Genomic DNA, 13,141 nt, shown 5'->3' with positions numbered 1-13,141 from the left:
AAGATGTCGCTGGGGCAGCACCTGCTCGAGCTGCGGAAACGTCTCTTCCTCGCCGCGGCCGGCATTCTCGTCGGCGCGATCGCCGGCTGGTTCCTCTCCGACTTCGTGTGGGATGCGCTGCGTGAGCCGATCTACGCCATCATCGAGGCGCAGAACCGCACCGCCCAGTTGAATTACCCCGACATCACGAGCGCTTTCGACCTGAAGCTGAAGATCTCCTTTTATGTGGGTCTGGTCCTGTCCAGCCCGGTCTGGCTCTACCAGATCTTCGCCTTCCTGGTCCCGGGTCTCACCCGCATTGAAAAGCAGTACACCTTCGGGTTCATCTTCACAGCGATTCCGCTGTTTCTGGCGGGCTGCGCAGCCGGCTGGTTCGTGTTGCCGAATCTTGTGGGTCTGATGACCAGCTTCGCTCCCCAGGAGGACGCCGCGCTGATCGTCGCGCAGAACTACCTCGATTTCGTGTTGAAACTGATGATCGCGATCGGCGTGGCGTTCGTGCTCCCCGTCTTCATTGTGCTGCTCAACTTCGCCGGAGTGATCAGCGCGCAGTCGGTCATCAAATCGTGGCGGATCGCCGTCCTCCTCATCACTCTCTTCACCGCGATCGCCACTCCCGCCGCTGACGTGGTCTCGATGTTCCTGCTGGCCATCCCCATGGTTGTTCTGTACTTCGCCGCCTACGGCATTGCTTTGCTCCACGATCGCCGCGCCGCCCGGCGCGCCCGTGCCCTCGAACAGGAGTTGGCGCTCTAAGCGCATCCGATGACCTACCTTCAATCGCCCGCCGAACGGTACGCTGCCTCTCGATCCCGTGCCGGACGGCCTCGTCTGGAGGCGTTCCGCGCCGGGCTCCGGTTTGAGTTGGATCCCTTCCAACTGGCGGCCTGCGCCTCTCTTGAAGATGGAAACAGCGTGCTGGTCGCCGCGCCGACCGGCGCAGGCAAGACACTCATCGCCGAATTCGCGATCTACCTGGCCATGCAGAGCTCTCGGAAGAAGGTCTTCTACACCGCGCCGATGAAGGCGCTCAGCAACCAGAAATTCCAGGAACTGGTGGCCGAATACGGCCCGGACGAAGTGGGTCTGCTGACCGGAGACACGAACGTCAACCCGCAGGCTCGCATCGTGGTGATGACCACCGAGGTCCTGCGCAACATGCTCTACGCCGATGCGGACCTGCTCACCAACCTCGCGTTCGTCGTTCTGGATGAGGTGCATTTCCTCGCCGACCGGTTCCGTGGAGCCGTCTGGGAAGAGGTGATCATCCACCTTCCACAGGATGTGCGCATGGTCTCACTCAGCGCGACCGTGTCCAACGCCGAGGAGTTCGGAGATTGGCTGCAGGCCGTTCGTGGTGAGACGGATGTCATCGTGTCCGAGGAACGCCCCGTCCCACTCGAACAGCATGTTCTGGTGAAAAGCAAGATGCTGGACCTCTTCGATGCCGCCGGCCTGGCCGGGACGCACCGCGTGAACCCGGAGCTCGTGCGACTCGCCCAGGCGGGCGGGCGCCCAGCGGCACCTCGCTCGGGCAGCGGGCGCCGAGGCGGTGATCGCGACCGAGGCCGCAGTGCCCCGTCGCGCGGCGGTTTCGAGGCCGGGCGTATGGACCGGTCGGAGATCGTCCGGCTGCTGGAGGGGAAGCACCTCCTTCCAGCCATCTTCTTCATCTTCAGCCGGGTCGGCTGCGACCAGGCCGTCCGGCAGGTCCTGCGTGCCGGAGTGCGCCTGACCGACGCGCGGGAACGTGAGGAAATCCGGCAGATCGTGGATGAGCGCTGCCGCACCCTGCTCGATGAAGATCTGGGAGTTCTCGGCTACTTCGAGTGGCTTGACGGGCTCGAACGCGGCGTTGCCGCCCACCATGCCGGGCTCCTGCCCGCTTTCAAAGAGGTCGTCGAGGAACTTTTCCAGAAGAAGCTGGTGAAGGCCGTCTTCGCCACCGAGACCCTGGCTCTGGGCATCAATATGCCGGCTCGCACCGTGGTGCTCGACAAACTCGAAAAGTTCAACGGGGAGGCCCGGGTCCCGATCACGCCGGGGGAGTACACCCAGCTCACCGGGCGCGCCGGACGCCGCGGCATCGACATCGAGGGCCACTCGGTCATCCAATGGGCCTCCGGTCTCGACCCGCAGACGGTCGCGTCCCTCGCATCCCGCCGCACCTACCCCCTCAACTCCAGCTTCAAGCCCACGTACAACATGGCCGTCAACCTGATTGAGCAGTTCGGTCGCGAACGCACCCGGGAAGTCCTTGAATCCTCCTTCGCCCAGTTCCAGGCCGACCGGGCCGTGGTCGACCTGGCGCGCAAGGTGCGTCAGCAGGAGGAGTCCCTCAACGGTTTCGCCAGCTCCATGGTCTGCCACCTGGGCGATTTCACTGATTATTCCGCGATCCGACGCAACCTCACCGATGTCGAGCGCCAGAGTGCAGCGGGGGAGACCGGCGCCCGCGCGGCCCGTGAACGGCGCCAGCGCGAGTTGGCGAGCCTGCGCAAACGCATGCGCTCACACCCCTGTCACAGTTGCCCCGATCGCGAACAACACGCCCGCTGGGCACAGCGCTGGTGGAAGCTCAAGCGTGACACGGATGCGCTCAGCCAGCAGATCACGACCCGCACCGGCGCCGTTGCCCGCGTCTTCGACCGGGTGACCGATGTTCTCCTCGGGTATGGGTACCTCGTTCAGAACGCTGAGGGCGCAGTGGCTCTGAGCCCGAGCGGCCTCATCCTCCGGCGTATCTACGCGGACCGCGACCTGCTCGTCGCGGAGTCCCTGCGCCGCGGCCTGTGGAAAAACCTGGACCCGGCCGGCCTCGCCGCCATGGCGTGTGCGCTGGTTTTCGAGCCGCGGCGCGACGAGGGACTGATCGACGAACGCTACCTGCCCAAGGGCCCGTTCAGGGAGGCCCTGCACGAGACCCAGGAGTTGTGGAGCCGCCTCGATGACCTGGAGCGTGACCACAAGCTTCCGGGCAGCAACCCGCTCGCGGTCGGGCTCAGCCTGGCCATGTGGAAGTGGGCCAGGGCCGGTTCGCTCGTCGACGTCCTCGACGAGGCTGAGATGGCCGCGGGTGATTTCGTGCGCTGGACGAAGCAGACCATCGACCTGCTGGACCAGCTCTCCGTCGTGGCCGACGACCCCGTCGGTCGCACCGCTCGCCAGGCCATGGACGCCATTCGGCGCGGCATCGTGGCTTACTCGTCGGTCGCTTAGGCTGGAGACGTGACTGCTGTGATCGAAAGGCGGCTGGCATTGCCCCTGCCGGCTGCCATCCTGTTGGCCGCCGTCGCGGGGGCCATCCTGGATGCGGGTTTCCCCGACCGCTCGTGGTGGATTCTGGCGCCGATCGGCGTTTTCCTGATGCTCCTGGCTTTGCTCGGTCGCGGCTTGTGGTCGGGGCTGCTGATCGGAATGGTTTCCGGACTCTCGTTCTGGCTGATTCACATCAGCTGGTTGACCCTGTATCTGGGACCTGTCCCGTGGCTGGCCCTGGCCGGTCTGCAGTCGATGTTCTTCGGCATCAGCCTGGCCCTGATCGTAGTGGTGCTCCGGTACGGCCCACGGGTCTGGCCGTCCAGGCTGGGACGTCTCGGCATGATCCCGCTGGTGGTGGCCGGGCTGTGGACGGCGCGGGAAGCGATCTCGTCGGTCTGGCCGTACGGCGGATTTGCCTGGGGCCGGCTGGCCATCTCTCAGTCCGAGAGCCCGTTCAATTCCCTGGTTGCCTGGGTCGGGATGTCCGGTCTCAGCTTTCTCCTGATCTGGCTCAGCGCCCTCTGCCTTCAGCTCCTCCGTGAGAGCGGTGGACGCCCCGTTCTGCGGGGAAGCGTGGCCGTGGCCGCCGTCGCCCTGCTGCTGGTCGTCCCCGCGTGGCCGACCGTCTCAAGCGGCGAGACGCGGCTGGCTGCTGTGCAGGGGGCTTCCGACGCGGGGCTGTTCGCGCGGTACTCGCCCGGCCAGATTCTGTCCGACCATACGTCGGCGACGCTGGCCGTGGTCGACGAGCAGGTCGACTTCGTGGTGTGGCCGGAGAACGCGAGCGACATCGACCCGCTCCGATCGAAGGATGCCGCGCGGAACCTCGACTATCTGAGCCGCGCCATGGACGTCCCGATTGTCGCGGGAACGATCACCCAGCGTGATGGCCGGTTCTACAACAGCTCCCTGCTCTGGAAGTCCGGCGAGGGGGCCGTGGACATCTACGACAAGGTCCACCCGGTTCCGTTCGCGGAATACATGCCTGACCGTGCATTCTGGCGCCCGTTCGCTCCGGAGCTGATCGACCTCGTCGCTCGCGATTACTCGATCGGCACGCGCGACAACGTCTTCGACGTCGACGGAATCATGGCGGGGATCGCCATCTGCTTCGATATCGCGGACGACCAGCTCGTGCAGGAGATGATCGATGACAAGGCGGAGATCATTCTCGCGCAGACCAACAATGCGGACTTCGGCCGCACCGATGAGAGCGTGCAGCAGTTGGCGATTGCCAGGCTGCGTGCCATCGAGGCCGGTCGAACCGTCGTGAACATCTCAACGGTCGGTACGAGCGCGATCATCACGCCCGACGGTGCCACGCTGGACAGCCTGCCGACCTGGCTGCCCGGGGCGATGGTGCAGACGGTTCCCCTCAGCGATACGGTCACACCGGCCATGGTTGCCGGACGGGGGATCGAATGGCTGGTGTCCGGCCTCGGATTGGCCGGATTCGTGCTGTGTTCCCTTAACGCGCTACGCGCCCGACGGAATCGGGCGCGTAGCGAGTGAATAGCCGGATCAGGCTGGAAATTACGGCCTGATCGGATTGGGGCGAGAGAGAGGGCCGATCAGGCGCCGATCTTCTGCTGTCCGCGACGTTCGCGCAGGAACGTCAGACGTTCCTCGAGGAGTTCCTCGAGCTCGGCGCGGGTACGACGTTCCAGGAGCATGTCCCAGTGCGTGCGCGGTACTTTCTCGTCGGAATGGTCGACGACTACCGGCTTGGAATCAACCAACCGGGTTGCTGTCTGTGAACAGAAGCGGCACTCCCACTCGTCAGGGGCTTCCGCCTCCGCCGAGAAGATCATTACCGTCTCCCGTGCGCACGTTGCACACAGATACGTGTGACTGACTCGTGGTGAAAAGGTGACACCCTCTTCGCTCTGAAGGCTTTGTGCGCCTAACCTCATGCCACGCAAACTGCGATCCGCCATCGTGTGGTCTCCTCTCGCGATGCAACTCTCAGGTATAAACCATCAAGCTGGACGTTATCTTTCCGTTACGTCAATTCTCGGAGGCAACTCTCAGGTTCGTGCTGCGATGACCTTCACGGCTAGGTCGCATCGATCGGTGACGAGGCCGTCGACGCCCCAGTCCAGGAGCCGGGTCATGTCGTCGGGATCGTTGACGGTCCAGACATGCACTTCCACGCCGGCTGCGTGAATTGCGCGGATGAAGCGCGGAGTGAGGATCCGGAGGAAACGCACCGATTCCGGCACCTGCACGGCCGCGAAACCTGTCAGGGAGCGCCGGACGGGGGCGGCGGTGCCCAGTCCGGCGGCCAGGACCGTGCGAATGATGACCGGGGCGGATGCCGAGGTGGCCACCCCGGGCAGCAACCCGACGGCGGTGCGCCGGCGAGCTTCGGAAAAGGAGGTGATCAGCACGCGGTCGATGGCGCGGGCGTCCCTGACGGCGACGGCGGTCGCCTCCGCTGCTGCCGCCGACTTGACGTCGATGTTGAACCGGGCGTCCGGGAACGCGTCCAGCCCCTCACGCAGGGATGCGAACGTCTGCCCCGTGCCGAGGCCGACCCGGCGGAGCTCAGCCATGCTGAGCCGGTCCACACGGATGCGCGTACCGGCCACGTCACAGTCCGCGTCGTGGCTGAGGACGGCGATGCCGTCGGCGCTGGCATGGACATCCGTTTCCAGGTGGGACGCGCCGGCTTCCAACGCATGTCGGAAGGCCAGCAGGGTGTTCTCCGGTGCGCCGAGGGAGAGGCCGCGATGGGCGAACACCCTCGGCCTGACCCCCTCGAGGAACATGCGTACCTAGGGCCCGGTGGTGGCGGGGGCCTGACCGGCCGGGGAGACAGGCGCGGGGACGACCGAGCCGGCGGCGGCATGACCGAATGCCGCACCGATCCCGTTCATCGCCGCCGTGAGTTCGCTCGGCACGATCCACAGCTTGTTCGCGCTGCCCTCCGCGAGCTTCGGGAGCGTCAGGAGGTACTGGTAGGCCAGGAGCTTCGGATCCGGGTCACCGTCGTGGATCGCCTTGAATACCGTTGTGATCGCCTCGGCCTCACCCTGGGCACGCAGGACTGCGGCCTTCGCATCACCTTCCGCCGAGAGGATGGCCGCTTGGCGCGCTCCCTCGGCCGTGAGGATCGCCGACTGCTTCGTGCCTTCGGCGGTCAGGATGACGGCGCGGCGGTCGCGTTCGGCTCGCATCTGCTTCTCCATCGAGTCCTGGATGGACAGGGGCGGGTCGATCGCCTTCAGTTCCACCCGGCCGACGCGGATGCCCCACTTGCCGGTCGCCTCGTCGAGCACGATCCGAAGCTGCCCGTTGATGTTGTCACGACTGGTCAGCGCCTCTTCGAGATTGAGACCACCGACCACATTCCGCAGGGTTGTCGTCGTGAGCTGCTCGACGGCGCCCAGGTAGTTGGCAATCTCGTAGGTCGCCGCGCGCGCATCCGTCACCTGGAAATACACGACGGTGTCGATCGACACCACGAGGTTGTCTTCGGTGATGACCGGCTGAGGAGGGAACGAAACGACCTGCTCGCGCATATCGAGAAGAGGCCGCACCCGGTCGATGAACGGGACCAGAATGTTCAGTCCCGGCTCGAGCGTCTTGTGGTACTTGCCCAGACGTTCCACGACCCCGGCATTGGCCTGGGGGATGATCTTGATGGCACGCACCAGGACGACGACCACGAACACCCCCAGAACCAGGAGGAGCGCGGCAATGAAGATCTGCCCAATGAATTCTCCGGTGGAGAGCACTATGTGATGTTCCTTTCCGAGGGGAGGACGACGGCGGTGGAGCCTTCGATCGCAGCCACGTGCACAATCTCACCGGGTTCGGCGGATTGCGTACTGGTATTGGGGGAGAGGCGAGCGGTCCAGGTTTCACCGTTGGCCAGTTTGACCATCCCGCCCGAGGTGCGAACGGTGGAGAGCACCTGCGCGCTCATGCCGAGCAGCGCGGCCACATTGCTCGGGACCTGATCCGCACCCTTTTTCATCATCCGCAGGAGGACCGGCCGGATGAGCAGGATCAGAAGAACCGACACAACGGCGGCGGTCACGATCTGGAGCCACCACACGGCTCCCAGCAGGTTCGCACCCAGTCCGGCCAGACTCCCGACTGCAATCATCAAGAAGGTGAATTCCAGGGAGAGTAACTCGATGATCACGCAGACAAGGATGAAAACAAGCCACACGATCCACAGGTAATCGGTCAGGTCAGCCATTGATTCTTGCGCCCCTCACATGACGGTTCCCCTCGAAGCTATCACCTGCTCGTCAGGGGGAGTCCAGGCAGGCCGCTCATGTTGCTAGGCTTGCGTGCTGTGAGTACTGCACCCAAAAACATCCTTGACGCCGGCTCTCTCACCGGCAAACGCGCGCTCGTCACGGGGTCGTCCCGTGGTGTGGGAGCGGCGACTGTCGGTCTCTTCGCTGAGGCGGGTGCCCGTGTTGCCATCAACTTCCGTAACAAAGAGGCACGCGCGATCAAGGTCGCCGACGCGATTGTCGCCGCGGGCGGCACGGCCATCACGGTCGGTGCGGACCTGACGGATGCTGCGTCCGTCTCGGCGATGTTCGAGATGATCCGTGCGGAGTTCGGTGGTCTCGACATCCTGGTGATGAATGCGTCCGGGGGCATGGAGAGCGGCATGGCCGAGGATTACGCCATGCAACTGAACAGGGACGCTCAGGTCAATTTGTTGAACGCGGCCCGACCGTTACTGGCCCCGGGTGCTCGAGTGGTCTTCGTCACCAGTCACCAGGCGCATTTCGTGGAGACGACGGTCACCATGGCCGAATACGAGCCTGTTGCACGCTCCAAGCGCGCCGGCGAGGACGCGCTGCGCGCCCTCATCCCGGAACTGGCCGAGGCCGGGATCGGCTTCGTCGTCGTCTCCGGCGACATCATCGAGGGAACGGTCACGGCTGTCCTGCTCGAACGCGCCAGCCCGGGCACCATGAACGCCCGCAAGGATGCGGCCGGTCGGCTGTACAACGTCAGCGAATTCGGCGCCGAGGTGGCCCTGGCCGCTGTAGAGGCCGTTCCGTCGAACAACACCCGCTATGTCGGCGATATCGCGGACTATGTGGACGAGGCCGCCGACCGCAGCTGAGGTGATCGCTCGCGGCCCCCGGCTACACGGTATCCGACGTGGCCCGCCGACCGCGGCCGAACGTGAAGGCCTGGACGAGCTGGAAGATTCCGGACAGGACCAGGAACACGCCGCCGATCACGACCAGTACGGTAACCGACTCGACGGGGGACAAGAGCACGACGACGCCGGCGACGATGGCGATGGCACCGAAGACCATGCCGAACCATCTGCTGGAATCCGGCGCCGCTTCCACCAGCCCGGCCACTCCCTCCACGATCCAAGAGATGCCGATGAGCATCCCGAGGATGGCAAGGGAATCCAGAGGATTCCGGATGGCCACGATCCCGCCGACGATCAGCAGCACGCCGAGCAGGATGTTCAGGACCCGGCTTCCGCCGGAGGCCCCCTTCGTGAACAATCCTCGGGCCACGTGCACGATTCCGCTGATCAGGAAGTACAGGCCGAACAACACGCCGAGGATGGAAACCGTCGTGTTCGGCCAGGCCAGGATCAGGATGCCGACAACGAGGGCGAGCAGCCCGGTTCCAGCGATTCCCACACGGACTCCGGTGATCTCCGAGTTGCTGAGTTCTCTCGAATCCATTGAGAGATCGAAAGTCGTGACACTATCGGGCATTGCAGCCGCCTCTCGGGTGGGTGGCGTTCGACACCGACACGGTGGCGCCGGCAGCCTGTGCAGCACACCGTAGTCGGCGCCGAACGTGTCGTCCAGCCCCGACTCGATGTGACCGATAATGCACATTATGTCAGTTCGTAAATCGGGAACCGGTAGCTTCTGCAAATTTCCCCGACTCGTATGTCTCTATGTGAGAACGCGGTACCGGAGGTGAGTCTCGCTGGCGAATGCCCATGTGTCGACACGTTCTAGCTTGATGCGCTTGCTCAGCCCGGTGAAGAGCGAGATCCCTTCTCCGAGAAGGATCGGCACGACGTGCAGCTGGATCTCATCGACGAGTCCGAGTTCGAGGCATGTGGGTCATCAGGTACACCGGAACCTTGAGCATGCCCCCGTAGGGAATTTCTCCGTCGTCTATGGTCTGCGTCTTGTTGGCGCCTCCGACAACGGCGCCGAGTTCCTGGATAAGCCCTCCGACGACGTCTTCGTCCCCCGGATCCGACGGGAATCCGTTCATCCAGTCGACCCCTCCGTCCACGTCAGCCATGAACCCATCCAGGCTCACGGCCGCATGAATGACCACCTTCGCCATTGCTCCTCCTCGGGCATGTGCTGCGTCGATCGGAACGAGGGTGAGGCGCTCGACTCACCTTAAAAGAGAGAGTATGGACCCCTTCCTGACACAGGCGGAGCTTTTTGAGGCAGCGGTGCTTGCGGCAGGTGACACCCGAACGCCCACGTCGCCGCCACGGCTACTCTTCTCCGAAGCCCGACTCCAGAAGATCTCCGAGGGCGGCCACGGCTGCGGCCCCGTCTGGATCCGCGGACGAAATCTGCGCGGTCATTCCGCGCGTGAGTCCGAGCGACATCACGGCCAGCAAGCTGGAGGCATCCTTGCCGTTCACGGTGACCCTGGCTGTGAACGTACTGGCCAGCTTCGCGAAGTCGGCTGCCGGACGGGCATGAAGCCCGTCCTTATTGACGAGTGTCACCGTGCGGGTGACGAGTGACGGTGGTGGCGATTCTGCCGCGTTTGTCGAAGGCGCGGGTTCCGCGCCGGCGGCTGAGCGTGCTGCGCGCACCACGGACTCGAGGTCTCCCCCGACCTCGGCGGCGACCGCAGCGGCGACGCCACCCTCGACAAGAGGAGCATCCACAATGCGCACTCGAGAACGCACGTCATCGTCGAGGAAGTCCAGGGCGGTCTCGGAGGTCAGGATCGCCGATCCCAGATCGCACAGCAGCACGACACCCTCGCCGAGGTCAGCCTGCTCGATGCCGCCGACCACCTTGGCGAAGCTGGTCCCGATCTGACCGTCATCCGTCCCTCCCGCCGCGATCATGCGCGCATGGGGTGCCATTTGGCGTGCGAGATCGACCAGGCCCTCGGCGATCATCGAGCTGTGAGACACGAAGACCAGGCCGACTCGACCTGCTGCCGCGGCCACCTCAGGCCGTCGTCGCGGTGGCGGCCGCGGCGCGCAACAGAAGGGCGGATGACTGCGCACCCGGATCCCGGTGACCGATGGCCCGCTCGCCGAGATAGCTGGCCCGTCCCTTCCTTGCGATCAGCGGCTCCGTCGCGAGTGCTCCTGCCTCCGCAGCGTCCGCAGCGGCAGACAGGATTGCCCGATCGTCCGCGCCCCCAGCGAGGGCGGCCTCCGCAGCATCGACGGCCGGGGTCCAGGCGTCGACCATGGTCTTGTCCCCCGATTCCGCCTTCCCGCGCAGGACGATGCCGTCCCGCGCAGCCCTCAGGAAGGCGACGAGGGCCGGGCCGTCCAGTTCGATCGTCCCTGAGATCGCGACGGCTCCCTTGAGGAAGGCCGTTCCGTAGAGCGGTCCGGCGGCACCGCCCACCGTGGAGATGAGAGTGGTCGCAACGAACTTGAAGACGTCGCCCGGTCCGGCCTCCGGGGGTAGGTCATCCAGCTTGTGCAGGACCGCCTGAAATCCGCGATCCATATTCTCGCCGTGATCGCCGTCGCCGATCTCGCGGTCCAAATCGATCAACTCGACTCGGTGCTCGCTCATGACCTGCGCGCTGCTCCGGATCCAGGCTTTCGCCCAGGTGGCGTTCAAGTTCATAAGTTCTCCTTCTACTACCGTCCCCACCGTAGCGCGGCGGTCTGGACGGGCGCATCCCACAGAGACGTCAATTCGTCATCGAGTTTCAGGACCGTGATCGACGTGCCCTGCATCTCGAGGGAGGTGGTGAAATTGCCGACCAGCGTTCTGACCACGGTGATCCCCTGTTCGGCGAGCACCTCGGCCGCACGGCGGAAGACGATGTAGAGCTCGATTTGCGGCGTGCCGCCCATCCCATTGACGAAGAGGAGGACCTGGTCCCCGCGCACGAACGGGATGTCTTCCAGAATCGGACCGAGAAGACGATCGACGATGGCGTCGGCCGGCTCCAGTTTGATCCGCGCACGTCCCGGCTCGCCGTGGATGCCGATCCCGATCTCGATCTCATCGTCGGCGAGGGTGAAGCTGCCTTCGCCTGCATGCGGCACGACGCAGGGGGTCAGAGCCACACCCATCGAACGCACCTGGGAGATGACCTTCTCGGCAACCGCGGCCACCGCGTCCAGGGAGTCTCCTCGCTCCGCCGCGGCGCCGGCGATCTTCTCGACCAGTACTGTCCCGGCCACTCCGCGTCGTCCTGCTGTGTACAGGGAATCTTTCACCGCGACGTCATCGTTGACTATGACGGACCTCACGTCGATGCCTTCCGCTGCTGCGAGATCGGCGGCCGTCTCGAAGTTGAGGACGTCCCCGGTGTAGTTCTTGACGATGTGGAGCACCCCGGCTCCCCCATCGACGGCCTTCGTCGCGGCCAGGATCGGATCCGGCGTCGGCGACGTGAACACGGCGCCGGGAACCGCGGCATCCAGCATGCCGAAACCGACGAAGCCGCCGTGCAGCGGCTCATGCCCGCTGCCTCCACCGCTGACCAAACCTACTTTCCCGGAAACGGGTGCGTCACCGCGCACGATGTAGACCGGGTCCGTCGAGACCCGCACGATGTCGGCGTGCGCAGCACCGAACCCGGCTACGGCCTCAGCGACGACGTTCTTGGGATCATTGACGAGTTTCTTCATGGCTCTTCCTTCGATCGGGGTGAATGAACGGCGCGGTCGACGGGCCGGGCCGGAGTGAGCAGATTCGGTGCTCAACTTACGCTCGCGGCCCGGTCCCGGTAAAGGGGCCTGATATTTGCGCGCCTACCTGCCCATTCCGATTACGAAATGGCCGCGCTATGGTGTTGCCGATCGCTCACCGCGACGGGTTGCTCCGGCACCTCCAGCCTCACCAAGGAAGGTCAACGTGGACAATATTGGAGTTGTATTTCTGTCGGAAGTTCTAGGAACCGGAATGCTCGTCCTCCTCGGAACCGGTGTGGTCGCCAACGTCGCACTGGCCAAGAACAAGGGCCTCGGCGGCGGGTTCCTCATGGTCACGGTCGGCTGGGGATTCGCTGTCTTCGTCGGTGTCATCGTGGCCTACAACTCCGGTGCACACCTCAACCCGGCCGTCACCCTCGGCCTCGTTGCCTCAGGGGCTACGGAGTTCGGTTCGGGCGTTCCTGTGAACTTCCTGTCCGTCCTCACGTACATCTCAGCCCAATTCGTCGGCGCCTTCATCGGAGCCATCATCTGCTGGCTGGCCTACAAACAGCATTTCGACGCGGAACCCAATCCGGCCAACAAGCTCGGGGTCTTCTCCACGGGCCCGGCCATTCGCTCCTACGCCTGGAACATGATCACGGAGATCATCGGCACCTTCGTGCTCGTCTTCGTGGTCCTGGCCTTCGGCGGCGGGCGTCAGGGAGAGAGCGGGGGTCTGGCTGCTCTCGGGGCGCTACCCGTCGCGCTGCTCGTTCTCGTTATCGGCACCTCGCTCGGCGGGCCGACCGGTTATGCGATCAACCCCGCTCGTGACCTGGGACCGCGTATCGCCCACTTCGTCCTGCCGATCAAGGGAAAGGGGTCCTCCGACTGGGCGTACTCCTGGGTCCCGGTGATCGGACCGGTGATCGGCGGCGTTCTCGCCGGCTGGGCATCGCTCTTCCTTCTGCCCATCCTCACCTAGCCCCGTCAGTGGGCCGGTTCAGAGTCTGAATCGGCCCACTTTGTGCTGTCGAAAAGACGGCAACC

Annotated in this window: 15 protein-coding genes; 5 read left to right on the top strand and 10 right to left on the bottom strand. The window is 64.7% G+C overall.

The window, feature by feature from the left end; genetic code table 11:
* Positions 1–3 precede the first annotated feature (3 nt).
* Genes tatC through lnt form a run of 3 tightly spaced genes read left to right on the top strand, consistent with a single transcriptional unit; the run spans position 4 to position 4,773 of the window.
* Positions 4–756, top strand: a complete 753-nt coding sequence (tatC, locus tag E3T49_RS03230; RefSeq protein ID WP_134423416.1) for a twin-arginine translocase subunit TatC — start codon at positions 4–6, stop codon at positions 754–756.
* 9 nt (positions 757–765) lie between these two features.
* Positions 766–3,219: a DEAD/DEAH box helicase gene (locus E3T49_RS03225; protein WP_134423414.1), complete on the top strand. Its 2,454-nt coding sequence runs from the start codon at positions 766–768 to the stop codon at positions 3,217–3,219.
* 9 nt (positions 3,220–3,228) lie between these two features.
* Positions 3,229–4,773, top strand: coding sequence for an apolipoprotein N-acyltransferase (lnt, locus tag E3T49_RS03220; protein ID WP_241972611.1), 1,545 nt, complete (start codon positions 3,229–3,231; stop codon positions 4,771–4,773).
* Between the two features lie 59 nt (positions 4,774–4,832).
* Here lnt and E3T49_RS03215 read toward each other — a convergent pair whose 3' ends face one another.
* The 4 genes from E3T49_RS03215 to E3T49_RS03200 form a co-directional block, all read right to left on the bottom strand.
* Positions 4,833–5,198: an RNA polymerase-binding protein RbpA gene (locus tag E3T49_RS03215; protein WP_134363750.1), complete on the bottom strand. Its 366-nt coding sequence runs from the start codon at positions 5,196–5,198 to the stop codon at positions 4,833–4,835.
* Positions 5,199–5,288: 90 nt separating this feature from the next.
* The gene (locus tag E3T49_RS03210; RefSeq protein WP_241972610.1) at positions 5,289–6,005 is read right to left on the bottom strand and encodes a glycerophosphodiester phosphodiesterase family protein; all 717 of its coding nucleotides are present in this window, start codon (positions 6,003–6,005) and stop codon (positions 5,289–5,291) included.
* 33 nt (positions 6,006–6,038) lie between these two features.
* Entirely contained in the window at positions 6,039–6,980 is a 942-nt protein-coding gene (locus tag E3T49_RS03205) for an SPFH domain-containing protein (protein WP_420898527.1), read from the bottom strand.
* A 20-nt stretch (positions 6,981–7,000) separates the two neighbouring features.
* The gene (locus tag E3T49_RS03200; protein ID WP_134423408.1) at positions 7,001–7,471 is read right to left on the bottom strand and encodes an NfeD family protein; all 471 of its coding nucleotides are present in this window, start codon (positions 7,469–7,471) and stop codon (positions 7,001–7,003) included.
* Positions 7,472–7,570: 99 nt separating this feature from the next.
* On the opposite strand from E3T49_RS03200, the gene E3T49_RS03195 reads away from it, so the two are divergent.
* Positions 7,571–8,362, top strand: coding sequence for an SDR family oxidoreductase (locus E3T49_RS03195; RefSeq protein ID WP_241972609.1), 792 nt, complete (start codon positions 7,571–7,573; stop codon positions 8,360–8,362).
* A gap of 22 nt (positions 8,363–8,384) precedes the next feature.
* Here the strand turns inward: E3T49_RS03195 and E3T49_RS03190 are convergent, their stop codons facing one another.
* From E3T49_RS03190 to dhaK, 6 genes are all read right to left on the bottom strand, one after another.
* A complete protein-coding gene (locus E3T49_RS03190) occupies positions 8,385–8,948 on the bottom strand; it encodes an HdeD family acid-resistance protein (protein WP_166785453.1) in 564 nt (187 codons plus the stop codon).
* Between the two features lie 219 nt (positions 8,949–9,167).
* The gene (locus E3T49_RS16490; RefSeq protein ID WP_241972608.1) at positions 9,168–9,293 is read right to left on the bottom strand and encodes a dihydrofolate reductase family protein; all 126 of its coding nucleotides are present in this window, start codon (positions 9,291–9,293) and stop codon (positions 9,168–9,170) included.
* Between the two features lie 16 nt (positions 9,294–9,309).
* The gene (locus E3T49_RS03185) at positions 9,310–9,573 is read right to left on the bottom strand and encodes a dihydrofolate reductase family protein (RefSeq protein WP_241972607.1); all 264 of its coding nucleotides are present in this window, start codon (positions 9,571–9,573) and stop codon (positions 9,310–9,312) included.
* A 160-nt stretch (positions 9,574–9,733) separates the two neighbouring features.
* The gene (gene dhaM / locus E3T49_RS03180; protein WP_277613077.1) at positions 9,734–10,429 is read right to left on the bottom strand and encodes a dihydroxyacetone kinase phosphoryl donor subunit DhaM; all 696 of its coding nucleotides are present in this window, start codon (positions 10,427–10,429) and stop codon (positions 9,734–9,736) included.
* 1 nt (position 10,430) lies between these two features.
* Positions 10,431–11,069: a dihydroxyacetone kinase subunit DhaL gene (gene dhaL, locus E3T49_RS03175; RefSeq protein WP_134423402.1), complete on the bottom strand. Its 639-nt coding sequence runs from the start codon at positions 11,067–11,069 to the stop codon at positions 10,431–10,433.
* A gap of 14 nt (positions 11,070–11,083) precedes the next feature.
* On the bottom strand, positions 11,084–12,085 hold the full coding sequence (gene dhaK / locus E3T49_RS03170; RefSeq protein ID WP_134423400.1) for a dihydroxyacetone kinase subunit DhaK: 1,002 nt from the start codon (positions 12,083–12,085) through the stop codon (positions 11,084–11,086).
* 226 nt (positions 12,086–12,311) lie between these two features.
* On the opposite strand from dhaK, the gene E3T49_RS03165 reads away from it, so the two are divergent.
* The gene (locus E3T49_RS03165; RefSeq protein WP_134423398.1) at positions 12,312–13,076 is read left to right on the top strand and encodes an MIP/aquaporin family protein; all 765 of its coding nucleotides are present in this window, start codon (positions 12,312–12,314) and stop codon (positions 13,074–13,076) included.
* The last annotated feature ends 65 nt before the right edge of the window (positions 13,077–13,141 follow it).

This window comes from Cryobacterium cryoconiti, from assembly GCF_004403065.1.
Taxonomy (GTDB): Bacteria; Actinomycetota; Actinomycetes; order Actinomycetales; family Microbacteriaceae; genus Cryobacterium; species Cryobacterium cryoconiti.
This window is presented reverse-complemented; position numbering and strand designations above follow the sequence as displayed.

Coding starts and splice junctions, on each gene's coding strand:
- E3T49_RS03225 (WP_134423414.1), top strand. CDS start 766: ATGACCTACCTTCAATCGCCCGCCGAACGGTACGCTGCCTCTCGATCC.
- E3T49_RS03215 (WP_134363750.1), bottom strand. CDS start 5,198: ATGGCGGATCGCAGTTTGCGTGGCATGAGGTTAGGCGCACAAAGCCTT.
- dhaL (WP_134423402.1), bottom strand. CDS start 11,069: ATGAACTTGAACGCCACCTGGGCGAAAGCCTGGATCCGGAGCAGCGCG.
- E3T49_RS03200 (WP_134423408.1), bottom strand. CDS start 7,471: ATGGCTGACCTGACCGATTACCTGTGGATCGTGTGGCTTGTTTTCATC.
- tatC (WP_134423416.1), top strand. CDS start 4: ATGTCGCTGGGGCAGCACCTGCTCGAGCTGCGGAAACGTCTCTTCCTC.
- E3T49_RS03190 (WP_166785453.1), bottom strand. CDS start 8,948: ATGGATTCGAGAGAACTCAGCAACTCGGAGATCACCGGAGTCCGTGTG.
- E3T49_RS03185 (WP_241972607.1), bottom strand. CDS start 9,573: ATGGCGAAGGTGGTCATTCATGCGGCCGTGAGCCTGGATGGGTTCATG.
- dhaK (WP_134423400.1), bottom strand. CDS start 12,085: ATGAAGAAACTCGTCAATGATCCCAAGAACGTCGTCGCTGAGGCCGTA.